Origin of the sequence: Terriglobus roseus, from assembly GCF_900105625.1 — a bacterium.
Lineage (GTDB): Bacteria > Acidobacteriota > Terriglobia > Terriglobales > Acidobacteriaceae > Terriglobus > Terriglobus roseus_B.
In genome coordinates this window covers 878,344-904,783 of the sequence record NZ_FNSD01000001.1, presented here as the reverse complement: position 1 = coordinate 904,783, position 26,440 = coordinate 878,344, and the positions used below count along the sequence as shown (strand labels likewise).

The following is a 26,440-nucleotide window of genomic DNA, read 5'->3' as shown; positions in this document are numbered from 1 at the left end:
GGCCCGCGGCAGAACCCACCCACGGCAACGTGGCGTGGCTCTGCTGTCCCTCGTAACGGGACGACCACCTGCACCTATCATCATCTCAACGTGGAGACACGGATGCCCGACACACAGACAATCCAATGGGGCATCGCAGGCTCCGGCGACGCCGCCCAACGCTTCGCGAACGCGATGCAGTACGTACCCAACGCGTTCATCACCGACGTATGGAGCCGCAACCCGCAAACATCAGCAGCCCTCGCGAAGAGCTGCGGTGCTATTCACACGCAATCGTTCGATGCTCTCCTCGCAAATTCAAAGATCGACGCAATCTACATCGCCACGCTACCCGACTCACACGCGTCCATTGCAACAGCAGCCTTACAAGCAGGTAAAGCAGTCCTCTGCGAGAAGCCAGTAACAGTCAACAGCAGGGAACTGGAAGCAATCCTCGCCTTCGCAAAGAGCTGCCTCTTCATGGAGGCCATGAAGCCGCCATTCTTCCCCGTCTATCGCAAGCTGACAGAACACCTGCGGCGCGATCCCATCGGGCACATCACCCACGTAAAATCCGGCTTTGCAACCCTGACCCAACCGCACCATCCTTCATGGCGACGGGAAGTTGCAGGCGGCAGCCTTCTGGGCATCGGGGTCTACCACGCGTTCCTGTCCGTCGACTGGCTCGGTGCAGCGAACGATGTACAGGCTCACGGCGTATTGGCCTCAAGCAACGTTGATGCCTTTGCAACTGTGAAGACCTCACACGAAATCGGAGACGCGGAATGGTTCAGCGGTCTGGACCGGAACGCCTCAGCCGGCGCGACGCTCGTCGGTGAGCACGGCACCATCACCATGCCCGGAACATGGTGGCGACCCGACACCATCACCCTCCAATACAACGACGGCAGGCTCGTCACGTTGCACGAACCTGCCGTCGGCAGTGGCTTCCAATATGAGACAGAACACTTCTGCGATCTGTTGCGGTATGGCGCGACGGAAAGCCCGTTGATGACCCACGCGCACTCGAGAGCGACAATGGCGATTCTGGACCGGGCTCGCAGTGGGATCGGCGTACAATTCGCTGCCGACCTCTAGCCGCATTTACTCCGCAAGAACAGCCTTGTTCAGATTGCGGGGATTGTCCACGTCGATGCCGTTCTGAATGGCCATGCAGTACGAGAAGATCTGCAACGGGATGACCTCGCAGATGGCCAGCAATGCCTCGGTAGCCTCATCGACGGGGATCACGTGGTCGGCAAGGTCAGCCACGGTGGTGTCGCCCGTATTCGCGATCGCAACGATGGTTGCGCCCTGCGTCCGCATGTCGTTCATCAATTGAACGACCTTCTCGTAACGCTCGACGGACTCGCTGTCCGAACGATCGACGGTCGCGATCATCACCAGCGGCGATTCCTTGCTGACCAGCGCGTTGGGGCCATGTTTCAGCTCGCCGCTGGGGTAGCCCTCGGCGTGCAGGTATGACGACTCCTTCAACTTCAGCGCGCCCTCACGAGCGATGGGGTAGTGCACGCTGCGTCCCACAAACAGAAATGTACGAGCCTTGTGCAGCGTCTCCGCGATGCTGCGTACGGTGCTCTCCCAGATCGGCAGCTGACGGCGTACCGACTCGGGCAAGGCAGCGGCCTCAGCAAGCAGACGATTGAGATCAGCAACGGAAAGGGTCTTGCGCTCTTCCGAGGCAAGCAGGGACAGCAGATACAGGTTCAGCAGCTGCGCCGTGAAGCTCTTGGTCGCGGGGATCGCACGTTCGCGACCGGCGGCGGTCGGCATCGACACAGTCGCCTCACGTGCCATGGTCGATCCGGGCACGTTCGTGATCGCCATCGTCTGGTGGCCAGCTTTGTTCGCTTTGCGCAGCGCGAGTAGCGTATCAACCGTCTCGCCGGATTGCGAGATCACGAGGACCGAAGCGTTCTTCAGCGCATGTTCCGAGCGATAGCTGTACTCACTCGCGTACTCCACGTCGACCGCGATACCGCTGCGGTCTTCAATCAGTAGTTCGGCGACAAGACCTGCATGGCGGCTGGAGCCGCTGGCGGCAATGACGATTTCGCCCTTGGCCCCGCGGAGCCACTGCCGCACCGGTTCACAGGCCTCTTCGACAAAGCCATCGGCAGTTGCAAAGGTCGCGAGCGTCGCGGCGAGAGTCTCCGGCTGTTCGTGGATCTCCCGGAGCATCCAGTGCGGGAAAGGAGCAGGTGTAGCGGTGTCGGACATGTCGACGCTTACCTCATTTTTGATCGTTTGAGCTTGAATCAATCATAACGGACGGATGAGACACGCAGAACAATCTGAATCGTCTCAATGTCGCTCTAAATCACCGCTGGAGGCAGAATCGGTTCACCATTGACGCGCATGGGCCGATGTCCGTACAGGGCGAAAAAGAGGACATAGGCATAGCAAAGCAGGACGACCAGAAAGCTTGGCTGGTAGCCATAATGATCCGCCAGGAACCCCTGAATCTCTGGCACCACCGCACCACCAACGACCATCGTGACCAGGATGCCCGAGGCCTGGCTCGTGTACTTACCCACACCCTCAATCGACATCGGGAAGATGCAGGGCCACATCACCGAGTTGAACAAACCGCACGAGACAATCGCCCACAGGGCAATGGGGCCGTGGCCAAAGACAGCGGCGGCAACGAAGATGCAGCCCATCGACGCGACAAACGTAAGTGCCCGCGCCTGCGCCACATAACGCTGCGCCCATGCCCCAATGAAGCGCGCCACCATCGCGCCGCCCCAGTACAGCGAAACATACTTCGCAGCAGCAGCATGGCTCAGGCCGCCCATCGAAGGTTGTCCAAGATAATTGATCAACAGGCTGCCGATCGAAACCTCAGCGCCCACATAGGCAAAGATCGCGAAGGCGCCGAAGCGCACATGCCGGAAGTCCCAGGCGCTGCCACCGCCGCTCTCGCTCGGGTCGCGTTGCGGAATCAGGTCGGGCAGATGCATCACCTTCGTCAGGACAGCGAGTGCAAACGCCAGCATCGACAATACAACGTAAGGCATACGTACAGACTGTGCCAGTTCGGCAGTCGTTGCGCCAGCGGCAACGAAGATGAAGATTGCCCCCACGCGTGGAGCCAGCGTGCCGGCCACGGAGTTGAAGCCGCCAGCCAGATTCAAACGTGATGCAGCCTTGGCCGGATCGCCCAGGGCACTGATATACGGATTCACAGCAACCTGCAACAATGCAAGACCGCAACCCACAAGGAACAGTGCGAAGAGGAACAAGGGATAGGCGATGACGATGGACGCCGGCAGAAACAGCAGCAGGCCACAGCCGATGGTGGCAAGCGCCGCGACGATTCCGTTCTTGTAGCCAATGCGTCCGACGATCTTGCCCGACGGAATCGACAGAAGGAAGTACGCGCCGAAGAATGCGAACTGCACCAGTAGCGCACGCACATTAGTGAGTTGGAACAGGTCCTTGAAGTGAGGCACGAGGACATCGTTCATCGCCGTGATGAAACCGATGCCGAAGTACAACGCCACAATCAACGCAAGCGGCAACGCGTAGCTGCCACCCTTGGCCGCTACCGCCGGCTGTTCCTGTCCAGTGCTTGCAAGTGCCATGAATTCCCCTGTCGGTGCAGCTTATCGTAGTTCCGATCGATCTACTTCGGATTCACTCACGTTCATGCAAACTCCACCACGCGTCCTTCACGCGCTGAAGCGTAGAAACCTTCGAGGACTCTCATCACTTGGATCGCGTCCTCTGTTGGTATCGGCAGCGGACCCCCCGATGTGATCGCGTCCCGCATGCCTTCGTAAAAGCGCTGCTGGCAGCCTGTTGGAGAAGGCGTTGGCGTCTGAACGCCGGTGGCGCCGTCATAGAAGATGCCTTCATCCGGATCGATACCAAACGCCGGATCATTCGGGCTCATACACTGTTGCAGCTGTGGCTCTTGTGTATCAGCCCCAAACTTTGCCCAGCTGCCAAGCGTGCCATGCACCTGCGTCCGCGGTCCGCCACCTGACACGAGCAACGAAGCATGCAGTACGGCTCGCATGTGCGGGTAGTGAAGCACAGCATGCCCCCAGTCATCTGTCTGTCCGCCACGCCGCAGCGTCGCCAGCGATCCCTGCACTGCCAATGGCATGCCGAACAGGTGCAATGTCTGGTCGATCATATGCGGTCCAAGGTCAAACCAAAGGCCGGAGCCGGGGCCACGATCCTCACGCCAGCGCTGCCTCACATTGGGCCGATAGCGATCCATGTGGACCTCGTAATGCGTTACATCACCCAGAACGCCAGCCTGCAGTACCTGCTTGGTTGCGAGGATCTCGCTGTCCCAGCGGCGGTTGTGGAATACGGAGAGCATCCGTCCATGCTCCTGCGCTATGCCCGCCAGCGACTCAGCTTCTTCAAGCGTGATAGTGAACGGCTTGTCGACAACCACATGCTTGCCCGCACGCAGCGCTGCTGCGGCAAGAGGGAAGTGCGAGTCATTCGGTGTTGCAATGACAACAAGATCCACATCGGTATCCGTCGCGGCCGTTGCAACGGGCGAGACACGTACGCCGGGGATACGCTCGTGCACCGCATCGGGTCTGCTGGATCCAACGAGCGCAAGCTCCAAGCCATCGATTGCCTGGATCAGTGGTGCATGAAAGGTCTTGCCCACGTAGCCATAGCCAAGCAGCGCGACGCGAACGGGTTCTGAGGTATTACTCAAGCTCTATCTCCAACAGGGTCAGTGTCGCCATGCTACATCGCAGGGCAATGCGTTTGCGTGGTTGTATCCTGATCGCGTGCACGCTCATCAGGCTCCCTTGACACACCGCTTCGCAGGAGATCATGTCCGTAAAAACTGAGGCACGCGCCGACCAGATCATGAAGGTGCTGCTGCGGAAAGGCACCGTCTCCGTGGAGGACCTGGTAGACCAGACCGGCAGCTCCGCGCCCAGCATCCGCCGCGACCTCACCCGCCTGGAACAGCGTGGTCTCATCCTCCGCACGCATGGCGGCGCAGCGCTCGTCGAGCCGCTGCTGTATGAACCATTCCGTCACGACACTTCCTTTCAGGCGCGTGAGACGCGGCATGCAGACGAGAAACGTCGCATCGGCGTCGCCGCCGCGGAGTTGATCCAGCAACATGAAACCATCGGCATCAGCGCTGGTACCACAACCACGCAAGTGGGCCGTTCATTGCGGCATCGCGCGGGTGTTCACGTTGTCACCAACGCCATCAACATCGGCATGGAGTTGTGCAACCAGCCCTCCATCAAAACAACGTTGACCGGCGGCACCCTCGCGTGGGCATGGGCCTTCGCTCTGGCTGGCCCGCAGGCGATCAAGACACTCGAAGACATCTGCCTGGACAAGGTTTTCCTGAGTGTCACTGGCTTCAGCCTTGAGCGAGGTGCGACAACGTTGGAGCTTGAAGAGGCCATTGTGTCTCGCAAGATGCTGGAACAGTCGAAGCAGGTGATTGTTGTTGCCGACTCTTCAAAGATCGGAAAGTCCGGACCAAGCATCATCTGCTCACTCGAGAAAGTGCATGTCCTGGTTACAGACACAGGGCTCTCAGTAGCGAAGCGCAAGCAACTTGAGAAGCGCGGCGTGCGGGTCGTCTGTTGTTAGGAGCAGCAGCGGCCCAGAGCATTCGCCCCGGGCCGTCGTGCCTCTTTAGACGAACTTTGAGATGTCGATTCCGAGTCGATATTCCTCGCGATCACTCTCGATCTCATCCCAGGTGACCACCCGGCCAAGCTCTGCAGACTTGCGGCCAAGCATGCAGCTACGCGCACTCTGCACACCGGTCTCGATCTGGTTCTGATACTGGTGGCCGGTGATGCTGTCGATGAAGTCGCGATCCTTCATTTTGTCGGCGTCGGCCAGGTTATCCGTGAACGCTCCGTCTGCCGCAAACTTTGTATCGGCAGCGGCGGGTGTTGCGTTGTTCGTCCACGCCCATGGCTGCTTGCCCAGGATGCGCAGCGGTCCCTTGTACGGTGCCTCGGCAAGTCCCTCCGTGCCGAAGAAGTGCTCCGCCACGTCGAAGAAGCCATTCTGGTTGAACTGTGTGGAGTTGAATACGAACTCGACCCCGCCTGGATACGTGAAGATCACTTCGTAGTTGTCATTGATGTTGCCGAAGTTTTGAATGACCTTGCGGCTGGCGCGTGCATCAGCCTTGATGGGATGCGCTCCCATGATCCAGTTGCAGACGTCAATGACGTGGATGTTCTGCTCCAGCAGAATGTCACCGGAGATGGTCTTGTCCCACAGCCAGTTGCGCAGGCGCTGCTCGTCCTTCGGCATATTGCCGCGGTCTGGATAGGTCGCAGGCGGTGCGTTGTAGAAGCCGCTGAGCGATGCGATCTTGCCGATCTGGCCTGCCTGGATGCGGCGCGCGAGCTCAACGAAAGGCGGTGCCTTACGGATCTGGAAACCAACCGCAACGCTCACCTTGCCGTTGATGCGCTTTGCAATTTCCAGGGCCCGGCGCGTCTGCGGCACATCAACACCCACAGGCTTTTCGCAGTACACGTGCTTGCCGCCGGCGGTCAGGATGTCCATGTGCTCCACGTGAAAGAACGGCGGCGTCGAGATCTGCACAGCATCAATGTTTGGGTTTGCCGCCATCGCCTTGTAGGCGTCGTGGCCGTGGAAGGTAAGCTTCGGATCGATGGCGGAGACGCCAAGGCCCTTGTTCACTTCGTCGAAGTGAGTCTTACCCTTGGCTAGCTGGTCAGGGAAGATATCTCCCAGCGCAACGATGCGCGCGTCCGTGTTCTTCGCGAAAGACGTCGCCACAGACGTGCCGCGCTTGCCGCAACCCAGCAGGCCGTAGCGCACAGCGGAGTTTGCAGCATAGCCGAAGGCAGTGCTGGGTTTTACAAACAGAAGCCCGCAGGCGCCTGCACTACCCTGTAGAAATTTTCTGCGATCCATCGGTGCTCTCCGTTTCCCTACGCGTGGTTGACTTCGTTCAGAATGCGTTCCAGATAAATCTTCTCTGCCTTCACATCGGCAACTTGCTGCGGGCCTGAGGTCTCGCGCTCGATCGTCACTGCGCCCTTGTAATTGAGGGCGTGTAGCTGCTTGAACACAGCGGTAAAGTCCACATCACCCTTTCCAATCAAGACCTCTTCGCCGAGCTTTGCCGGATCTGTCGGCCACTTGCCATCCTTCGCATGCATGCCCTGCACATACGGTCCAAGCACCTTCAAGGCGTCGACGGGGTTGGCCTTGCCGTAGAGAATGAGATTCGCAGTATCGAGACCCACGCCAAGCGCAGGATTGTTCACGTCCTTGATCATGCGCAGCATCGTGGTCGGTGTCTCCTGCCCGGTCTCCATCAGGAAGCTCTGACCGTTGCCAGCGCAATGCTCGGTCAGTTGCCGGATGGCAACGACAGTCTCCTCATACAGTGCATCCTTCGGGTCTTCCGGGATGAAACCACAGTGCGTCTGAACTCGCCCGATGCCAAGCATCTTCGCAAAGTCTGAGGTTTGCTTGAGGGCATCCATGCGTGCCTGGCGATAGGCACGCGGCACAAGGCCAATTGTTGCCGGTCCCTCAATGAAGTTCCACTTCAGCGGCTGAGGATTGACGACCTCCGCCGTCGTCGCGGTGACCTGGTACTTGTCCAGCAGTTCGCTGAATTGCTTCGCCATCTGCGGCGTGAATTTGCCGATGTAGTTATCCAGCGAGAGGAAGCACGTTGAGAACCCAAGATCATGGACCAGTTTGATCCGCGCTTCCGGATCAGGGAAGGGCTTGATCAGAAGCCCCAGCGCCATGGGAGCATGCGAGGGCTGCTTCCTGATCTGCGCATGGCTAAGGCCCGTAAGCGCTCCAGAACCGGCGAGGCCTGCTACGGCTGCTGTCTGCGCGGCGTACTTCAACAGATCACGCCGCCCCTGATTGATGGACTCTACTGCCTGTTGCTGCTTGTGTCGCATCGGCTTTCCCCTTGTTGTCGGATGGCATCGTTGGCACCGATGCGTTTTCATAAAACTGCAGAACGGATGTTCGCTAGAGCGTCATGAGGTAGTTGAAGGCTGCGATTGAGGCCGCACTACGCGGCAGTGATTCCGGTTCCACATCGCCAAATACGATCTCCGTCGATCCCAGAAAGCGTGGAAGAATACCGTTCTCAATGGCCTGCCGCGTGGCGGTGCGGAAGATACCATTCTCAAAGCCCTCCATGTCGGTAAAAACCACGGCCTTCGGGTTGTTCAGGTGTACCAGCGTCGCAATCGCGCTGCCCAGCGCCTTGCCCGCCTTGCGCAGCATCTGTATGGCGGTTGCGTTGCCCTGCATGGCGAGCGCCTCCAGATCCCGCATGCCGCTCACGGCAATTCCTTTAGCCTTGGCCTCCTGGCGAAGTGCGAAGCCCCCAGCCACCGTGTCCAGACATCCATTGCGTCCGCAGCGGCACAGCAGACCATCAGGATTGACGGTGATATGCCCAATCTCTCCTGCACTGCCATCATGCCCGCGATACAACATGCCGTTCATGTAATGCGCCGAGCCAATCGTGCTGCCAAGCACGATGCTGGAGAAGTTATCGTATTCCCGGGCGCGGCCGAAGATCTTGTCGCCCATGGCGATGGCATTCGCGTCGTTGTCTGCCCAGGCCGGCAGGCGCAGGGCCTTGCCGACCATCTCCGCAACGGGAACGTCTCGCCAGTCGAGACCGGCCGAGTAACGACAGATACCTTCCTCCGCGTCCACAATGCCTGCGACGGCGATACCCGCTCCACGAACGCGTGCGCGGGGGATGCCTGACTCCTTCAGTACCTTTGAAAAGCTGCTGCGGACGGCATCCGGGATGTCGGAGGGCAATACGCAGGCGGCGAAGGCATCGCTGGCCAGGACCTCGCCACGGAGATCGGTGATCGCCAGTTGCGTCTGTTCTTCGCCAATGCTGACGCCGACGAAACAGGAATGCGAGGCCTGCAGAGAGAGCTGAACGGCCGGGCGCCCACGCCGCTTATCCGCGGACGGTGCTGGTGTTTCGAGCAGAAGGCCTTGTTTTAGAAGACCTTGGGTGACCTCGGTAATGGCCGCAGGACTTACCGCCGCCCGCTCACTAAGCTCAAGGCGGGAGAGTTGGTCATTCTGCAGCAGTGCCGCGATGACTGCCGTTTTCGCGGAGCGGAAGGACACCTTCAAAGCGTTCTCCGGATCGTTCTCGAAGCGTCTCTACGTCTGTGTTGTGAAGTTCCTGTAAATCCTTGCTTGACCAGCACTAGGTCCGTGGATATCATCCACCTACCAAAACATTGTTGACCGGATTTCTTGGAAATACTACAACAGCCGCACCAATACTAGCTCGAATTCTTTCACACTGTGAATTAAGTGAGAGCGAAGAGGGGCGAACGCGAGCTTTGCAGTTTGTTCTCGGCGGTACGCACTTTGTCTTGCGGGGAAGCAGCACGTGCTCCCCAAAACGTTCCCTTGAAACACCCGCTGCAGATTCTGCAAGCGAGGTAAACGCTGCATCAGCACACGCGTACGGAACACTCATCACGCTGCACACACATTTTGGAGGCGGACAATGGAAGACCATTCGAAGCGCTGTAAGCCGCAAGGCAAGACAAGCACCGGTACCGGGCTTTCGCCGGTGCTGAAGAGTTCACTTCGCAACCTCGCATTTGCGAGCGCGTTCACCGCAATGGCAAGCACGCCCATGCTGGCCCAGAGTGTCACGGGCGATGTCATCGGTACAGTCACGGATACCACGGGCGCTGTGATTCCGAACGCAACGGTGACGTTGACGGACGTAAATACACATGACATCCGCACTCTGAAGACCGGCTCGGGCGGGGAGTTCACGTTCACATTGCTGAAGCCCAGCACCTATTCGCTGACGGCTGCGGCACCGGGCTTCAAAGGCTTCCAAATCGCATCGTTCAATCTGTCCGCCGGTGATCGCGCACGTGAAGATGCACACCTTGCTGCTGGTTCCGAAGGTGAGACTGTAAACGTCGAGGCGACCACGCCCGCGTTGCGCACTGACTCCTCCGCGATGATCACGACCGTTACCGAAAAGGCGACGCAGGAATTGCCGCTGAACGGCCGTAACTTCATCAACCTGGTGCAGGTCACTCCGGGCGCAACAGAAGGTCTGAACAACGGCCTTGCATCAGGTAACCGCCCTGACGACCGCCGCCAGACTTCGTCGATCTCCATGAACGGTCAGGCCGACATGATGAATAACCAGACGATCGACGGCATCGATAACAACGAGCGCGTCATTGGTTCCATCGGTGTCCGTCCCTCTGTCGATGCCATTCAGGAAGTCAGCGTTCAGACGAACGTCTTCACCGCTGAAGTGGGCCGCGCTGCCGGCGCCATCGTCAACGTCATCACCAAGACCGGTACGAACCAATTCCATGGCACGGCGTACGAATTTTTCCGTAACGATGTCCTGAATGCGCAACCCTTCAAGTTCGGTGCGAACATACCCAAGCCGAAGTACCGCCAGAATCAGTTTGGTGGCAGCCTTGGTGGACCGATCTTCAAGGACAAGACCTTCTTCTTTGCGGACTACGAAGGCCTGAACATTATCCGCAACCAGAACCCCACCACGACCACGGTTCCAACGCTCTTCGAGCGCAACAACATCGGCAACTTCACGGACACCTGCTCGACGACAAACGGCGTTCGTACCTGCTCGGTAGTCAATCCCACCGTCACAGCGATCGACAACATTGGCCGTCAATACTTCAACCTGTTCCCGCTGCCCACAAACAGCGCAGCTCTGAACAACTATGTTGGAACGCGTTCCGATTCGCAGTTCAACAAGACGGGTGATGCACGAATCGATCACCGCTTCAGTCCTCGCGATCTGGTCTACGGCCGCTACACCTACAACGCCGTTGATACGACGATCGGATCGCTTTTCCCCGCAGTGAATAGCGCCGCTGGAACAATCCTCCCCGGAGGCAACCTAGGTAGCTACCCCGGCCCGGCTACGACGCGCGCTCACCAGGCGCACCTGAACTACGTGCACACCTTCACTCCGAATGTTCTGCTTGAACTCAAGGCTGGCTACACGCTGCTTGACAACGCGCAGTACCCCTTGAACTTTGGCAAGGCGATTAACTCTGCCTTCGGTCAGCCCAACATCAATGTGGATGGACGTACCGCGGAAATGTCGGCAGTCACGATGACCCTCGGCGGCGCCACCCTCGGCAATCGTCCACCGATCGTTTATCACGAGAACACCTGGCAGTATGAAGGCATCCTTAACTACATCCATGGCAAGCAGACTATCAAGGTCGGTGCAGGCCTCATCCGTCGTCAGGACGCGACCACGCAGACGGACACGGCGAAGGCAATTGGACCTTTGCCGACTTTTCTACGCTGCTGAGCGGTGACTATGTCAGCGGTGGACGTAACTTCATCCTTTACACGCCGCGCAACCGGACGTGGGAACCCCACTTCTTCCTTCAGGATGATGTTCACGTCACGTCGAAGCTCACCCTCAACATGGGCGTGCGCTATGACCTCTTCACGCCCTATACCGAGACCAATAACATCCTGTCGAACTTCGATATCACGACCGGCAAGATTGTTGTTGCGGGTACGACGGGCGTCAGCAGCACCGGCAATGTGAAGACGGACTACACGAACATCGCGCCGCGCTTTGGCTTTGCTTACACACCAGTTGCCAAGACGGTCATCCGCGGTGGCTTCGGTCTTACATACGCACCGGAAAACACCACGTCTGGTTCAGCCTTGGTGAACCAGCCCTTCACAGCAACATGGGGCCCATACACCCCAGCACAGGCCGTGGCGCAAGCTACCACGATCGGCCTGAGCAATCCCGGCAGCTATGCGAAGTTTGCAGGCGGCCTTCCGACTCCGGGACCGAACAGTGCCACCAGTCCCTCGGGCTCCATCACTGCAGCGCTCGATCCCAACTTTAAGTCCACCTACATCGAGCAATTCAATCTGACAGCAGAGCGCGAAATTGCTGGCTTCATTGCCACTCTCTCGTACGTCGGTGAACTGGGTCGTCGCAACGCGTATTACCTGTCTGACTACAACACGATTCCTCTTGCTCAGTCTGCGCTTTCCTTTGCGCCTGCGGCGCGGGGAGACACCACGACCAATGCACCCGCAACTGCAACTGACTTCAATACACGACGCCGGTTCAACGCGACGTCTCCCAACGTAGTCAGCGTGCCGCTCTACCGCAGCACGGGTTCCAGCAGCTACAACGCCATGCAGGCTGTCCTGAAGCGTCGCTTCAGCAAGGGCCTCGATCTACAGGTCGGTTACACACTCTCGCGTTTGCTCGACAACTCCGAATCCATCAGCAACAACGGTGGCAACGGCTTCGGTTCCTCGGCGGATCTGATTCCGACCGTCGAGTATGGCAACGGCAACCTTGATAACCGTCATCGGTGGACTGCCACGTTCAACTACGCGCTGCCCTTCGGCGAAGGCACGCACGGTGTTCGCGGCTTCCTGACCAAGGGTTGGCAGGCAAACGGACTTGTCGTCTGGATGACCGGCATGCCGTTCTCGGTAACCAACAGCAACAACCGCAGCGGTACGCGTCCGGGAACAACTGGCAGCGATCGTCCAAACATGATCGCGAGTGGCAAGGTATCGCACCCGACGATCGGCAAGTGGTTCGACACCAACGCCTTCGTCTACCAGCCTGCAGGTACGGTCGGCAGCGAGCATCGCAACCAGCTTTACGGTCCTGGCATGCAGCGCGTCGATCTGTCCCTGTTCAAGAACTTTGACATCGTTGAGAACGTAAAGCTCGAATTCCGTACCGAAGCCTTCAACGTACTCAACACGGCGCAGTTCGTTAACCCGGGTGCGACGTTGCAGTACACACCGTGTACCACCGCTTGCAATGGGTTCCCGGTCGCTGGTTTCACGCCGGTCTCGACCTTCGGTGTCATCTCCGCCACCGCTAACGCCTACAACCCGCGTCTCATCCAGTTCGCGGCAAGGCTGAAGTTCTAACTTCGGCGCATCACATGGGCGGCTCCTTCGTGAGCCGCCCATCTTTTTCTAGGATTTGCTAACCCGCGCACCGCAGGAGAATTCGTTATGCAGCGTCGTTCCTTTCTCAAGGCCGGTTCCATGGCTGTTCTTGCCACGGTTGCCACGCGGTCTTCGCTCGCTGCAGCAAAGGTTCCTCGCATTGCGTACGGCGGCATCAGCATTGAGAGCAGCACCTACGGTCACATCCGCGCACGCTATGACGAATTCACGATTCTTCGTGGCAAAGAAGCCGATGACAACGCCCGCTTCCTGCCTCTGAAGAAGCACTACCCCGATGTCCCATTCATGCCGACGCTCGTAGCGACTGCCGTGCCCGGTGGCCCCATCGCGCGTGAGGCGTACGACAAGATCAAGGCAGAGTTTCTTGACCGCCTGAAGGCTCTTATGCCGCTTGATGGACTCTACCTTCCCATGCACGGCGCCATGTTCGTCGATGGCATGCAGGACGCGGAAGCTGACTGGTATGAGGCTGCTCGCAAGGTCGTTGGGCCCAGCTGCCTGATGTCCGCCAGTTACGACCTGCATGGCAACATCAGCAAACGCATTATCGATGCGCTGGACTGCCTCTCCGCCTATCGCACCGCGCCGCACATTGATCGCGAAGAGACGATGCTGCGCGCCACGGACATGCTGGTGAACTGCATCCAGCGGAAGATTCGTCCCACACTGATGTGGGCCACCATCCCCGTACTGATGCCGGGCGAGCGCAGCAGCACCGGGTGGGAGCCGGCGAAGCATCTGTGGGCTCAACTGCCTGAGTTGAACAGGACGCCGGGCGTTCTGGATGTCTCGATGCTCGTAGGTTATGTCTGGGCTGATGAGCCGCGTGGTGGTGCCTCGGTCGTTGTGACCGGCACGAACCCGGCAAACGAAGCGAAGGTCGCGAAGAATCTTGCCCAGCAGTATTGGGATGCGCGCCGCCAGTTCGCCTTCGGTGACGAGGTCTGTGATCTGGACACCTGCCTTGCGAAGGCGATGAAGGCACCGAAGCACCCCATCGTCCTTGCAGACTCTGGTGATAACCCCACTGGTGGCGGCAACGGCGACCAGGCAACCGTGCTGGAAGCTTTGCTGAAGGCGGGTGCGAAGGATGTTGTCTTCGGCGGCATCGCCGACCGTCCCGCGACCGAAGCCTGCTATAAGGCAGGTGTTGGGGCGACGATCCCGCTTACGATTGGCGCTACGCTCGATCCGTACGCCAGTAAGCCGGTGCAGGTGAAGGCGACCGTGAAGGCGCTGCTCGCAAACGTCGATCCCGCCAAGCGCGAAGCGGCCGTGCAGATCGATGGTGTGACGCTCATTCTGAGCGCCTATCGTCGCCCGTATCATGAGATCGTCGACTTCACGAAGCTGGGCATCGATCCGCACAATGCGAAGATCGTTGTCGTGAAGTCCGGTTACCTTGAGCCGCAGATCAAGCAGCTTGCAAACGGCAACAACATCATGGCGCTGACCGATGGCGCCATCCCTCAGGACATCGTGCACCTGCCGAAGAACAAATTTCGGCCGCCTACCTTTCCGTTCGTCGATGACCTGACCTTCACGCCCAGCGTCTACACTTCCGTCCGCGCGCCGCATCACGCGTAAAACAGAAGACGAGGGGTTTGGAATGAAGATTGGTCTGATTGGTTACGGCTTCATGGGTGGCGCACACGCTGCTGCCATTGCACAGCTGCCGGGTGTCACGCTTGCTGCGGTTGCGTCGCGGACCCGTCCGTCGGAAGACGGTCCGGTGCGCGGCAACCTTGATCTGAAAGCGGGTCCGTTGTCCGACTCGGTGCATTGGACTCCCAACTGGCAAGAGATTGTCGACGATCCCGAAATCGACGCAATCGACATCTGCCTGCCGACGCATCTGCACAAGCAGGTGATCGAGCGGGCCTTCGCAAAGGGCAAGCATGTCCTTTGCGAGAAGCCCATGGCATTGACGCCGGACGATTGTACGGAGCTGCTCGCGCTAGCAGAAAAGTCCGGCAGGACGTTCATGATCGCGCAGGTGCTCCGTTGGATGTTCCCGTACCAGTTTGCGCTGGAGTTCGTGCGCACCGTCGGCCGCGATGCCGTCACCGCCTGCACCCTGCAGCGCAGCACAGGATATCCGCAATGGAGCCAGTGGCTCGGCAAGAAGGAAGTCAGTGGCGGTGCTGTATTAGATCTCTTGAGTCACGATCTCGACCAGGCCCTGCAGTGGTTTGGCGAACCTGATCGCGTGAGCGCCGTGTCCATCGGTGAGGTCGACACGATGCGCGCAACGATGAGCTACTCAGGAGGTATGCAGGTCGTTGTGGAAGGTGGATGGATGCAGCCCGACGTTCCATTCTCGGCGAATTACACCCTTGAGACGACGGACAGCAAGCTGGCTTTTCAGGACGGCAAGCTGTATCTGACGCGCAACGAAGAGACTGAAGAAGTCGAGCAGCCAGAGCAGGATGCTTATTTCGACGAGATCGCCTACTTTGTACACTGCTGCCGCAAGGCGGAGCTACCCACAATGTGTCTGCCGGCAGATTCGGCAAAGGCAGTAAAACTGGCACTGCTGCTTGAGCAGTCCAGGGATGAGAACGGAAGGGAATTGTCATGGCGGTAGAAGCAATGGAGCTTGGACTGGTGTTCTGGGCAGAGAAAGATCCAGCGACACACCTGCAAGAGTTGAAGGGCTTCGGCCTGAGCGCATGTCAGTTGGGCGTACCACCGGGCATGGACTGCAAGGCATCGGCTGCGGCCTGGAAGAGCGCCATCGCGAGTGCCGGTGTCTTCTGCAGCAGCGCGGTTGCCTCTTACGAGGGCGAGGATTATGCAAACCTGGAGCAGGTTCATAAGACCGTAGGCTTCACCGCGCCGGGTTATGCCGCAGAGCGCATCGCACGCACGAAAGAAGTCTCTGCCTTCGCGAAGGAACTGGGGCTGACCGCCCTCTCCTGTCACATCGGATTCATCCCTGAGGACAAGTCCACACCGCTCTATACGGAGCTGCTTGCCATCGCGCGCGAGCTTTGTGATGCGTGCGCGGCCAATGGACAGGATTTCGTGCTGGAGACAGGTCAGGAAAGCGCTGCCACGCTGCTGAGCTTCCTCGGTGATGTCGAGCGGTCAAACATCAGGGTGAACTTCGATCCCGCGAATATGATTCTTTACGGCTCCGGCGACCCTCTGCAGGCGCTTGAGTTGCTTGGTGAGAAGGTGCTGTCTGTTCATTGCAAGGATGGCCGTTCCCCGAAGGCGGCAGGCGAGCTCGGGCATGAAGTGGCGCTTGGAGAAGGCGAAGTCGATTTCCCCGGTTTTCTGAAATTGCTTAAGAAAATTAACTATAAGGGGCTGCTGACGATCGAGCGTGAGGAGCCTGATGCTGCACAGCGGAAGGCCGACATCGAGCTTGGAGTGAAGCGACTCAATCAGTGGAAGCAACCTCTCACATAAGCGCGTTGCCACAGCGCGGCGTCACTCCAACGAACGACTCAGCAAGGGAGAAATACATGACTTCACGCACAGAGATGACGAACAGTCTTGATCGACGAAACTTTCTTCGTGGCGCCGGTGGTGCTGTTGCGGCCACCCTCTTGGCTGGCCCTGCGGCAGAAGCAGCGGGACAGTCGCTGCCCAAGGGCGGCACGCCCGAGCCGATTACGCATGCCGGTGTGAAGCGCGCTCTCAGCGACCACGAGAAGGTCGCCCGCATCGCGTCGAACAGCTATCCCATCCGCTGGATCTTCAAGAACCGTGGCAACGTTGGCGACAAGGCGACGGTCGACAAAATGCAGGCGAAGTACGGCACCATCACCATGCTGGACTTTCCTGCCTTTACGAAGAAGACCTTCGAAGGCGTCACCAAGATGGACATGTGGTCGAGCCTGTTCGGTGATGCAAATGACGAGAGTCAGTATGTGAAGTCGACCATCTTCGGTTACGACGGCAAGCCGCGCGATATTACGGAGTTCGATCCATCGAAGCCCAACGCACGCAAGTGGCTGGAACGCATGGCAGCGAAGCAGAAGGCGGAGGGTGTCTTCTGTCATCACATTTCGAACAACGCACCGCGTGACATCTGCGAACTGGATGAGACCAAGCGTCGCGCAGGCGTTGAGGTCGCAAAGAAGTGGCTCGATGGCGCCGCAATCATTGGCGCGAAGAGCATGCGTGTGAACAGCGGCGGCCCACGCATCGCACCATGGCCGGAACCCAATGAGACCAGTTATCCCAAGAACCCAAAGCTTGAGCAGTACCTCGCCAAGTGCATCGAGTCATTCCAGGAGATGGCAGAATACGGATCGAAGCTGGGCGTCAAAGTCACACTGGAAAACCACTGGGGCCTGACCGCGAATCCGATCAACATCAAGATCATCGTGGATGAAGTCAACAGCCCATTCTGCGAGGCTTCGCCCGACTTCTGCAATTGGGAGCACAAGTACCTGCTGTACCACGCACTAGCGGACCTGGCACCCTACGCCCACACCACCTGCCATGCCAAGTTCTGGGACCGCTGGGAGAATCCGGACGTTCAGCGCAACGTGCGCATCATGCTGAACAGCGGCTACGAGGGTGTCTTTGCACTGGAGTATGAAGATGGTCCCTGGGACGGTATTGAAGGCGCCCAGTATCTTTACCGCGAGGTCATGGCAGCGCTTTAAGGGCATCTCCTGGGGAGCGAACTGGGCAGGGTCGGGGGAGTCATTCCCCAACCCTGCCCTTGCTTCTGGGCAAGCCAGCTAACCCACACGACTACGGAGCGCGAGGTTCTTTACATCCCCTGAACGAAGTCGCTTCTGGGAGATTCGAGGGGACCCGCCATTCATTCCGGTTCCACTCGCAAGAAGAATCGCTGGTGGAAAGATTGCGGCGTGACGTATCTTCAACATTATCGAGACCGAAGTTGCTTCACTCGAGGTCACGACTGCAATGATCTCGCAGCTAGGCATTCCGATCTCGCGTACCGAGCGTCAGGATTTTGAACTTGGAAGCATCCGAGGTTCCTCTTGCAAATCGCCAGATCCAGCCTTATCGCGGCTCTCACTCTGATGACTGCGTGTTTCGGCTCTCTTGCCGCGGCGCAGACTTCGTCTGCCGCCCCTGTTCAAAGCGCGGGAAGCTCAGTCGCAGGCGGGCAGCCGGAGCGAGATCTGGATGCGTCGGGCATCTCCAACCTGGGACCAGAGGAGCGCTTTCGGATCTCGGTACCATTGCGTCCGTCGATTCCCGTCAACCTGGGAGCCGCTCGTTTGGACGTGAGCCTCACGCGGAAAATTAAAGGCAAGAAGGCCGAAGAGGATTTACACCTGGTTGCCGTCCTGGGAGTTGCGCAAGCTTCCCTGAAGCCGGGGGACAAGAGCGTGACGCTGCACGGGGTCACTCCCGCGTTCGATGGGGAACGTGCGGGCGAGTACCGTGCGTCGGACTACAGCGTTCATTTTGGTTCCGGCAACGTAACGAACCTTGGAACACCTGACGAGAGCTTCATCGATACCGACGCGCTCACAAACAAGCTTCAGAGTCTGCGAATTTACCTGGCGACGGTTGCTGGCAAGTAGTTCAGGCGCGGAAGCGCGACGTGTCCTTATGAGAGACATTTCTCAGGCCATGGGTCAGCATGTGAGCCGCGATCTTGTAGCGCCGCCAGTTGCCGAGTGGCAGTCGCACAATCGAACGCAACAGCAGGCGCTGGCCGCCGTCCTGTCCCATCTGCCGCAGCAGGATCGCCGCGTCGGCCTCCTGCGTACTGATTAGTCGTTTTCCAACCCACAGCCGCTTCAGAAAGAAGACGGAAGGGAGTATCTGCTCCCGGATGACCCGTAGGTTCGCGTTCAGAATCGGCAGAGGCCTGTGGCTATTGCTCTCCATATGTACGCGGTAACAGACAGTAGGAGTAGGCAGCAGATGGAAGACTGCGCCCATCGCGTTGAGGCGCAGCCAGAACTCCCAATCTTCGGCAAGGTCGTATCTTGATCGAAATCCGCCTGCAGCTTCGAAGACGGATCGCCGCACACAGGTTCCACTCGGCGGGAACGGACAGCGAATCGGAAGCACCCTCGCGAGATGCCGCGCAGCAGGTGGCGACTGGGACTCTCGGGTGGTCCAGACGCCGTCGACGCACGAGAGTACCACGCGCGGAGTGTAAAAGAGATCGGCACGAACACCGCTCTGAATCGCTTTGGAAAGCTGTTCCAGATGGTCGGGAAGAAGCAGATCGTCCTGATCCAGGAAGCAGATCCAATCAGCGGTTGCCACGGAAGCGCCGTGGTTCCTCGCGCTGGAGACGCCGCCATTCGGCTGGTCGACATATCGGACGCCGGGTAGAAGTTCTACGATGTCACGCGATGATTTCGGCGAACCGTCTTCGACGACGATGATCTCATCGGCCGGGCACAGCTGCTGCACGCAACTTTGCAACGTCTCCGCAAGATGCTTTCTGCCGTTGTAGACAGGGATCACGATCGCCAGCGAAGGAGCTGCTGGTGTGGCCGCTGGCTCGACTGCTGCTTTGCGATCGTTCGTCACTGCACCTGAGAGTGATTTCAATGTCCGATACGTTGCACTTGAACCCAATTTTCAGGATTCAAGCGATTCAAGGGTCTCAAACAGAGCCCCCACCACGGCTGTCACGTCGGCCTGAGTCATCCCATTATGCAGGGGAAGGGAGAGGATACGTGCCGATATATCGTCGCTTACAGGAAGCGGCGGGACTATCGAGCGATCGCGCAGGAAGGGTTGCCGGGCCAGGTGTGGACTGAAGTAGGAGCCAGTCGTCACGCCCTGCTGCAGCATCCGCCGCATAATCTCTTCTCGGTAAGGCGCCAGGGTTCGGGGAAGCAGGAGGCTCTCAAACGTGCGAGCCTGTCGCTGGCCACGGGTCGTCTGGCGCTGCAGTCTGCCGGCCAGTTCCGTCGCGTACATCCGAGAGATGCTGTCTCGCTCTGACATCAGCGCGGGGAACTGCTTCAGTTGCAGCGTTGCGGTCAGCGCTGCAACCTCAGACATTTTTGCGTTCAGTCCGGGCATCGTAGCGACCCTGCGTTCTCCGAAACCGAACGAGGCCATGGTACGCAGCCGTTCGATTTTGTCCGGCTTCGAGCAGTACAACAACCCGCCTTCACCGGTCGCGAAGTTCTTCGTCGCATGCATGGAGAAGATCAGCGGCAAAGAAGATCCCTTGCCGAACGCTTCATCTCGATCATTGCGCGAACCGAGTGACGCAGCGGCGTCGATGACGACTGGGATACCCGTACCGTCCACGAGTTCCTCGTACCGTTGCAGGTCGAGGTTGTTCCCGAAAGTGGCGTTGGGAACAATCACGGCAATCTGCTCCGCGTAGTCGCGCAGCAACTGCTCTTCGCTCTCGCGTGAAGGAAGCCAGGTGTCTGGATCGATGTCGCAATACAGGGGTGTCAAACCACACCAGAGTGCGGCCTGTGCGGATGCCGCAAAGGTGAACGAAGGCATCAGCACGTAGCGCTTCGACGCCGAGGTCTCGCCGATCGCATCGCGCATAGCGAGCATGAGCGCCAGCGTTGCATTGCAGGCCGTGACGCAGTAACCTTCACCGTCGAAGATCGACTCAACGACCTCGTGTTCAAAGCGAGTGTTCACGGGACCGAAGTTTGAGTAGGTGTTCGACTCTTCGATTGCTTGTATCGCAGCTACGTGTTGACTCAGAGCGGGTACTGAAGGGCGCAGAAGAGGCAGCGTGGTGTCAGCGGTTCGCTTGAGAACCTCTTCCACAACGCGCAGTCCCAACGTGTTCTGCCACAGCCACAGGCTATTTACCTGGCCGCGGTAGTCTTTCTCGCCGCCCAGCGCATGGCTCGCAGCGGGACCGACAGCCAGGCCCATGGCGGTCAGACCGCGCAGGGGCTCCTTCTGGCGGGTCATTACCTGGCAACGCTGATCGACGGTTGCCCAATCTCCGGAGACAGGGTCGTGGAGAGGGATCGCGTTTCCTTCCGCATCCAGAACCGGACACATCCGGGGACGATATCCCATGGCTGCAATGATCAGATCTGCTTCCTGCAGAGCTGCCTCCGCGGCGGCTGAGTCGCCATTCAGTGCGATCAGCTTCAGCCGTGGGTCGGGCACACGCCCTTGAAGTCCCAGAGCGTTGCGGACCAGGTCTTTTGCCTCGAATCGGAAGCCGGACAGGCGGAAGACGCGTCCGCTGATGTGGCAGATATCCTCTGACTTGAAGTCGTAGTATCCATCCGCTTTCGCCTCCTCTGCCGACGCGTAGAACAGACGAAGTGGGCTCCGGTGCAGCAGGGTGAGACCACCCGCTGGGAATGCAAGGGAAGTCTGGCGCAAAAGTTGTACTGCGATAGCCCCGGCGCTCGTGGATCCGCCGACGACCGTGATCCGCGGCTGCGGTTTGTCGCGAAGACGATCCATCACTGCATCTGTGCCGTGCCATACAAATAGTTCACCAGACTGAATCAGCTTTTCGGAGAACCGGGGCGTAAGAGGAGCATCGCCAACCCGCTCCGTGCGGAGGCGGTCAGCAGGCTGGTGCCCACCCGTCGCCAGATGGACGGAGCGACTCCGAAACGTGTGCTCACGGCCAGTGCGCAGATCCCGCACATGGACCGCCCATAGCCGGTTGCTGATTTGGCGAACCGAAAGCACTTCGTGTTCGCGGAGCACCGCGCTGTGCAACGACTGCTCCACCATGGAGCAGAGACGCTGAGCAGCGAGCGCTAGAAACGCTGCTGCCACACGCAGCGGAGCGGTCTGGCCGCGCAGGTCAGCGAGCGCTTTTGCCTCAGGGTGTGACAGAAGCTCGCGTAGCTCAGGCTCTGACGAATTCTCAATGGAGTCCAGAAAGGCTTCCGCCGGACTATCCGAGGGTATCGAGTAGTTTCCCAGCAAGCCCGCCCCGATGGTGGCTGATCGCTCAACGACCAGGACTCCGCCTGCAAGAAGCTCCGGAAGTTTCCCATATCGGGCCGCAGCGAAGAGCGGTGCCAGGCCTCCCGGGCCTGCACCTGCTACTACAAGTTGGAAGGAAATCCTATTACTCATAAATGGAAATGGTTTTCCCTATATATGCAGTGTAGAGTCGGTCATGGATTTGATGCTACTCGCGGTTGCGCGACCGGTCGATCGCTGCGGAAACAGACATCCGCTGTGAGGGTCGAAGTACTTCGTCGAGTTCCTGATAAATGCTGCTGAGCCGGAATCCTATGGAGGTACCAGAGATCATTAACTGATCGTCACGCACCTGAAAAAGGCCGGATGAGGTAGCTCTCCATGCTGCGCGATAGGTGGGGTCCAATAGCCAGATATGCTTAACGCCCATTCTTTCATAAAGATCAGCCCTGTTTTGCACCATGGCCAAGGGCTCTTCGGACATCACGTCGATACAAATCATGGGTGGAGAGCGTACCACGCGAGAAACGGGCGCATCCGACCCTACGATGCAGATGTCGCATATGGTGCTTTCAGCTTCCGAGATGAGGATGCGCTGACGGCAAAGAGTCACGATACCCCACGGCCGCCGATTTGTATGAAAGTGGGCAGCGAGTATCGCGCGCAATCCAGCTTGTGCTCGCTCAAAAGGGTCGCAACGGAAACGGTCTTCCATGCCGTTCTCGTCATCGTTTGTTGTAATGATTGAATTCCTGCTCATACACCCAACCAGTATGCAGCTTGCTGGCCAATTGGTTCTCGAAATGCACTATGAAATATGACAAGAATGGGATTTAGATACTTGAATATCAATCGAGCATTTGGGGCAGTGGCTCTTGCGGTGGTAACCGTTGCTGCAACTGCTCAATGGTCTGGGACCGACGTTCCAGCGTTCCATGCTGCTGCAGCACGCGGCCCCATGCCGCGACTGCTGGCGCAGGCGGAACGAACTGGTGTCTATTTTTCAAGGCCGTTCCAGATCACCAGCTACAAAATGGCCGATGCAATACCTGAAATTCTTTATCAGCTGCCCTGTTACTGCCGATGTGACCGTGCCATGAAGCATAAGAGCCTTCATTCCTGCTTCGAAGTATCACATGCAGCTGTCTGCACGACTTGTATGTCAGAAGCCGCGTATGCCTACACCCAGCATCGTGAAGGTAAGACTGTCGCGCAGATCCGTGCGGGCATAGAACGTGGCGACTGGCAGGAAGTGGTTCTCACTGATTTGAATGACAGCATGGTTGAAACAAGCCAGCCGTGAATACAAGCGGGCTTGCCCTTCTGCGCTCCCTAACGCCAACGCAGAAGTTGCAGCAACTGTTTCAAAAAAATGGAGTCTTGTTCCCCAGGTAGGTCTGACATCTACGAGCAAATTTTCGGCTCCGGCCCACAAATCGAAATGCGCGTTGTCATGATTTTTGCGGCGGCGCTGCTCCTCTCCGGAAGCCTTTGGCTGTTGGCCGTGCGCCTCAGCAGTTCTGCGCTCCGTGGGCTCGGCTGGCTGTCTGGTGCTGCGGCTCTCAGTGGCGGAAGCCTGTTGCTCGCCGCTTACTATGGAACTCTCCCCTTAATGTTCTCCGTGGTCCTTGCCAGTGAACTCAGGCTACTTGCAAACGTACTGATCGAGTTATCACTGATTGAGTTGCTGGAGAACGAAGCGCGTGTCCCGAAGCTGAATCTCGCCGTTGTCGCGATCAGCATGCTCGCATTGCCGTTTGTAACCTATGAACATAACGACTATCGCGCGCGGGTGATCCTTATCAGCGCCATGATGATGCTGCAGGTGGGCCGCAATGCTCAACTGCTGTGGACCAGGCGGAAGAAGCACCTGCGCCATGCCATCCGCTTCACGTTTGCCGGTATGTGCAGCTTCGCGCTCTTAGAGGGCGCAAAGATCATCATTGTTGTCCGGTACTGGATTCCAAGAAGCCCTTTGATGGGGAACTGGTACCAGAACATCACGATCTTCCTGTATCTGCTCAGCTTCTTGTGGGCGCTCGCAGGGTTCTTCTGGCTCACCACGCTGCAACTCACGACCAAGCTGGAAAACATGGCCGGAACCGATCCACTGACCCGCCTGGCGAATCGACGCGTCTTTCGCGAATGGATGCAGCGCGAGTTACTCCGTAGCCTTCGCACCAGTGTTCCATTCTCCTTACTGGTAGTTGATCTCGATCACTTCAAACGGGTGAATGACACCATGGGGCACAATGCCGGCGATGAAGTTATTCGCATCTGCGTTGAGCGCATGCAGGACTCCGTTCGAGGGATCGATGTTCTGGCACGGTGGGGCGGGGAAGAGTTCGTTGCACTCCTTCCGCGTGCGTCGGTAGACGCTGCAGAACTGGTAGGAGAGCGCATCCGCAGAAACATCGAAGAGCCCATCAAGTTAAGGATTCGCGGTGAGGATAAGGTGCTTCGCATCACCGTTAGCCTGGGTGTCACCAGCTATCGTGGAGGTGAAGACACCATTGAGGACATGTTCGACCGTGCGGATCGCGCACTCTATGAGGCAAAGGCAGCCGGCCGGAACTGCATCCTCACAGCAGCGTAGTAAAAAGATGGAATGACCCCGCAGCGAAAGATGAACTGGATTGGCCTTGGTGTGATCGCAGCCGTCCTTCTACTGGTCTACGTGCTTCTTCAGCCGAAGCCTGTTCCCCAAGCCAGTCGCCCGGTTGGGGCGGTTCAATCCACGGCCGCCGCTGGCGGGCCATCCTTCGGGCCGTGTCCAGTGTTGCCCGCTGACAATGTGTGGAACACACGCATCGACAAGCTGCCCAGGGCCCCTCAGTCACAGTCCTACATCGACAGCATCGGTCCTCTGCACGGCGTGCATCCCGACTTCGGAACGTCGGAGATCGCAGGTATTCCGATCACTGAAGTCCCCGCGGGTACGACGGGGCAGACGGTCAGCTTTGACTATGCGGATGAGAGCGATGCGGTGCCCTACCCCATCCCGCCGAATCCGAAGGTTGAAGGTGGCTCGCAGGGGATGGGAGATCGCCATATCCTGCTGATCGATGAGGGCCGCTGCGTGCTCTACGAGTTGTTTGCAGCAGAGCGTAAGGGTGACGGATGGAAGGTCGGCTCCGGCATCGTCGTGGACCTGACCAGCAATGCTCTCCGTCCGGAACATAAGACGTCGGCTGACGCTGCGGGACTGCCGATCCTGCCCGGCCTGGTGCGATACGAAGAAGTCGGAGCAGGCCAGATCAGACATGCCATTCGCTTCACCCTGCCCCAGACGCAGGCAGCCTATGTCTGGCCTGCGCGGCATGTGGCTTCGAAGCTGGTGTCGCCGAACTACGCCCCGCTGGGACAGCGCTTTCGACTACGGTCAAGCTTCGATGTGCAAAAGCTGCCACCGCAGGCGCGTGTCATCGCCGTGGCGCTCAAGCAGTACGGCATGATCCTTGCCGACAATGGCGGGGCGCTCTACCTCAGCGGCGTACCCGACTCGCGATGGAGTGACGATGATCTCCATAAGCTTTCGCTCCTGAAAGCAGAGGATTTCGAAGCCGTGGATGAGTCAGCGTTTCGTCTGCTGCCAGACTCAGGACGCGTGAATCCCATCAGTCCCGGTCACTAGCGCGTGAGCGATCGACGCAGATGGACGAGTGAAGCTGCGAAGCGCTCTGGATGCCACAGCGGCGAAGGCCATGTGGCGAGCGACGCTGCGAGGAACTTTCTCTCGATCGCTGATTGACCTGCATGCCTGGCGGTCATGGCTGCCTTGTATTGCTGGTAGCTCATGATGCGGCGGCGCCACACGTGGCGTTGCCACCCATGCTTATCTGCCAGAAGCACTCGATCGAGCATCCGCAGGAAGTCCTGATACATATGCTCTGCGTTGGAGCTTAGCCCACCCAGCGACTCGCGATAGACCGTCTCAGCTTCCGGGACAATGCAGAACGTGCCGACTTTGCGAAGGCGGAACCAGAGATCCCAGTCTTCACAGCCCTTCTGCACGTCGCTGAAGCCGCCCACCTGCAACAGGGTCTCGCGACGGAGCATCACGGCGGATGGAGGGATGCCCACGTTCGTCAAGGACAACATGGCATCCACGTGCGACAGGCTTGGAGCTTGAACCGCGACCCTGCTGCCATCCAGCTTCAGCGCCAGCAGGCCCGTGTAGCAAAGGACTGCTTCCGGAGCGGCAGCCAACGCGCTCAGTTGCTTTCTCACCTTGTCTGGAAGCCAGAGGTCGTCTGCATCCAGGAATGCGATCCATTCGCCACGCGCCTCTTTGACGCCGAGATTGCGCGCGCGTGCGGGGCCACCCTGTTTTTGCTGCAGCAGGCGAACCGGTGAACCAAACGACTCAGCGATACTCCGCGTGCGATCCGTCGAACCATCGTCTATGACGATCACTTCTTCGACGGGATGTGTCTGCGTGAGCACGCTGCTTAGGCACTCGTGGAGATAGGGTTCCGCGTTGTAAGCGGGTATAACAACGCTGACGCGCAAGATGCTCCTCCATTCCCCGGATGCGTCATACCACCGCACTGCAGGTAGATGGTATCGTGATCCGGTATTTGGGTTTCAA

The 26,440-nt window shown here is 58.6% G+C and carries 22 protein-coding genes; 12 read left to right on the top strand and 10 right to left on the bottom strand.

Features of this window, described 5'->3' with window-relative positions; genetic code table 11:
* The first annotated feature begins 102 nt into the window (after positions 1 to 102).
* A complete protein-coding gene (locus tag BLW03_RS03730) occupies positions 103 to 1,077 on the top strand; it encodes a Gfo/Idh/MocA family protein (RefSeq protein ID WP_074652409.1) in 975 nt (324 codons plus the stop codon).
* A gap of 6 nt (positions 1,078 to 1,083) precedes the next feature.
* On the opposite strand, the gene BLW03_RS03725 is transcribed toward BLW03_RS03730, so the two are convergent.
* From BLW03_RS03725 to BLW03_RS03715, 3 genes are all read right to left on the bottom strand, one after another.
* Positions 1,084 to 2,220: an SIS domain-containing protein gene (locus BLW03_RS03725; RefSeq protein ID WP_074652408.1), complete on the bottom strand. Its 1,137-nt coding sequence runs from the start codon at positions 2,218 to 2,220 to the stop codon at positions 1,084 to 1,086.
* Positions 2,221 to 2,315: 95 nt separating this feature from the next.
* Positions 2,316 to 3,587, bottom strand: coding sequence for a sugar MFS transporter (locus BLW03_RS03720; RefSeq protein ID WP_074652407.1), 1,272 nt, complete (start codon positions 3,585 to 3,587; stop codon positions 2,316 to 2,318).
* Positions 3,588 to 3,649: 62 nt separating this feature from the next.
* On the bottom strand, positions 3,650 to 4,690 hold the full coding sequence (locus BLW03_RS03715) for an oxidoreductase (RefSeq protein WP_074652406.1): 1,041 nt from the start codon (positions 4,688 to 4,690) through the stop codon (positions 3,650 to 3,652).
* Positions 4,691 to 4,812: 122 nt separating this feature from the next.
* Here BLW03_RS03715 and BLW03_RS03710 point away from each other — a divergent pair, with 122 nt between their 5' ends.
* Positions 4,813 to 5,598, top strand: coding sequence for a DeoR/GlpR family DNA-binding transcription regulator (locus BLW03_RS03710; protein WP_074652405.1), 786 nt, complete (start codon positions 4,813 to 4,815; stop codon positions 5,596 to 5,598).
* 45 nt (positions 5,599 to 5,643) lie between these two features.
* On the opposite strand, the gene BLW03_RS03705 is transcribed toward BLW03_RS03710, so the two are convergent.
* The 3 genes from BLW03_RS03705 to BLW03_RS03695 all read right to left on the bottom strand — a co-directional run bounded on the left by BLW03_RS03705 (position 5,644) and on the right by BLW03_RS03695 (position 9,135).
* Positions 5,644 to 6,912 (bottom strand): Gfo/Idh/MocA family protein, encoded by a 1,269-nt coding sequence (locus BLW03_RS03705; protein ID WP_074652404.1) that lies wholly within the window; start codon positions 6,910 to 6,912, stop codon positions 5,644 to 5,646.
* Positions 6,913 to 6,929: 17 nt separating this feature from the next.
* Positions 6,930 to 7,925 carry a sugar phosphate isomerase/epimerase family protein gene (locus tag BLW03_RS03700; protein WP_074652403.1) on the bottom strand — a complete coding sequence of 332 codons (996 nt, stop codon included), beginning with the start codon at positions 7,923 to 7,925 and terminating at the stop codon, positions 6,930 to 6,932.
* A gap of 73 nt (positions 7,926 to 7,998) precedes the next feature.
* Positions 7,999 to 9,135: an ROK family protein gene (locus tag BLW03_RS03695; RefSeq protein ID WP_244501945.1), complete on the bottom strand. Its 1,137-nt coding sequence runs from the start codon at positions 9,133 to 9,135 to the stop codon at positions 7,999 to 8,001.
* Between the two features lie 391 nt (positions 9,136 to 9,526).
* Between BLW03_RS03695 and BLW03_RS20965 the strand changes: the two genes are divergently transcribed.
* The 7 genes from BLW03_RS20965 (at position 9,527) to BLW03_RS03660 (ending at position 18,524) form a co-directional block, all read left to right on the top strand.
* Positions 9,527 to 11,344: a TonB-dependent receptor gene (locus BLW03_RS20965; RefSeq protein WP_074652401.1), complete on the top strand. Its 1,818-nt coding sequence runs from the start codon at positions 9,527 to 9,529 to the stop codon at positions 11,342 to 11,344.
* Positions 11,345 to 11,463: 119 nt separating this feature from the next.
* Positions 11,464 to 12,960: an outer membrane beta-barrel protein gene (locus tag BLW03_RS20960; RefSeq protein ID WP_074652400.1), complete on the top strand. Its 1,497-nt coding sequence runs from the start codon at positions 11,464 to 11,466 to the stop codon at positions 12,958 to 12,960.
* An 87-nt stretch (positions 12,961 to 13,047) separates the two neighbouring features.
* Entirely contained in the window at positions 13,048 to 14,589 is a 1,542-nt protein-coding gene (locus BLW03_RS03680) for a M81 family metallopeptidase (RefSeq protein ID WP_170834946.1), read from the top strand.
* A 22-nt stretch (positions 14,590 to 14,611) separates the two neighbouring features.
* Positions 14,612 to 15,589, top strand: coding sequence for a Gfo/Idh/MocA family protein (locus tag BLW03_RS03675; RefSeq protein WP_074652399.1), 978 nt, complete (start codon positions 14,612 to 14,614; stop codon positions 15,587 to 15,589).
* Positions 15,580 to 16,419, top strand: coding sequence for a sugar phosphate isomerase/epimerase family protein (locus BLW03_RS03670; protein ID WP_212733123.1), 840 nt, complete (start codon positions 15,580 to 15,582; stop codon positions 16,417 to 16,419). Before BLW03_RS03675 ends, BLW03_RS03670 begins: the two co-directional genes overlap by 10 nt.
* A 56-nt stretch (positions 16,420 to 16,475) precedes the next feature.
* Positions 16,476 to 17,627, top strand: coding sequence for a TIM barrel protein (locus BLW03_RS03665; protein ID WP_074652398.1), 1,152 nt, complete (start codon positions 16,476 to 16,478; stop codon positions 17,625 to 17,627).
* Positions 17,628 to 18,014: 387 nt separating this feature from the next.
* The gene (locus BLW03_RS03660; protein WP_139285080.1) at positions 18,015 to 18,524 is read left to right on the top strand and encodes a hypothetical protein; all 510 of its coding nucleotides are present in this window, start codon (positions 18,015 to 18,017) and stop codon (positions 18,522 to 18,524) included.
* Position 18,525: 1 nt separating this feature from the next.
* Here BLW03_RS03660 and BLW03_RS03655 read toward each other — a convergent pair whose 3' ends face one another.
* The 3 genes from BLW03_RS03655 to BLW03_RS03645 are packed head-to-tail and all read right to left on the bottom strand — an operon-like array spanning position 18,526 to position 22,609.
* Positions 18,526 to 19,491 (bottom strand): glycosyltransferase family 2 protein, encoded by a 966-nt coding sequence (locus BLW03_RS03655; RefSeq protein ID WP_074652396.1) that lies wholly within the window; start codon positions 19,489 to 19,491, stop codon positions 18,526 to 18,528.
* A gap of 51 nt (positions 19,492 to 19,542) precedes the next feature.
* Positions 19,543 to 22,002, bottom strand: coding sequence for a DegT/DnrJ/EryC1/StrS family aminotransferase (locus BLW03_RS03650; RefSeq protein ID WP_074652395.1), 2,460 nt, complete (start codon positions 22,000 to 22,002; stop codon positions 19,543 to 19,545).
* Between the two features lie 55 nt (positions 22,003 to 22,057).
* Positions 22,058 to 22,609 (bottom strand): type 1 glutamine amidotransferase family protein, encoded by a 552-nt coding sequence (locus BLW03_RS03645; protein WP_074652394.1) that lies wholly within the window; start codon positions 22,607 to 22,609, stop codon positions 22,058 to 22,060.
* Between the two features lie 81 nt (positions 22,610 to 22,690).
* On the opposite strand from BLW03_RS03645, the gene BLW03_RS03640 reads away from it, so the two are divergent.
* The 3 genes from BLW03_RS03640 (at position 22,691) to BLW03_RS03630 (ending at position 25,483) form a co-directional block, all read left to right on the top strand.
* Complete coding sequence (locus BLW03_RS03640) at positions 22,691 to 23,152, top strand: CYCXC family (seleno)protein (protein WP_244501944.1); 462 nt, start codon at positions 22,691 to 22,693, stop codon at positions 23,150 to 23,152.
* Between the two features lie 138 nt (positions 23,153 to 23,290).
* Positions 23,291 to 24,445 carry a GGDEF domain-containing protein gene (locus tag BLW03_RS03635; protein WP_074652392.1) on the top strand — a complete coding sequence of 385 codons (1,155 nt, stop codon included), beginning with the start codon at positions 23,291 to 23,293 and terminating at the stop codon, positions 24,443 to 24,445.
* A 12-nt stretch (positions 24,446 to 24,457) separates the two neighbouring features.
* Positions 24,458 to 25,483 (top strand): hypothetical protein, encoded by a 1,026-nt coding sequence (locus BLW03_RS03630; protein WP_244501943.1) that lies wholly within the window; start codon positions 24,458 to 24,460, stop codon positions 25,481 to 25,483.
* On the opposite strand, the gene BLW03_RS03625 is transcribed toward BLW03_RS03630, so the two are convergent.
* Positions 25,480 to 26,361 carry a glycosyltransferase family A protein gene (locus BLW03_RS03625; RefSeq protein WP_074652391.1) on the bottom strand — a complete coding sequence of 294 codons (882 nt, stop codon included), beginning with the start codon at positions 26,359 to 26,361 and terminating at the stop codon, positions 25,480 to 25,482. The two genes, BLW03_RS03630 and BLW03_RS03625, sit on opposite strands and share 4 nt — an antisense overlap.
* Between the last annotated feature and the right edge of the window lie 79 nt (positions 26,362 to 26,440).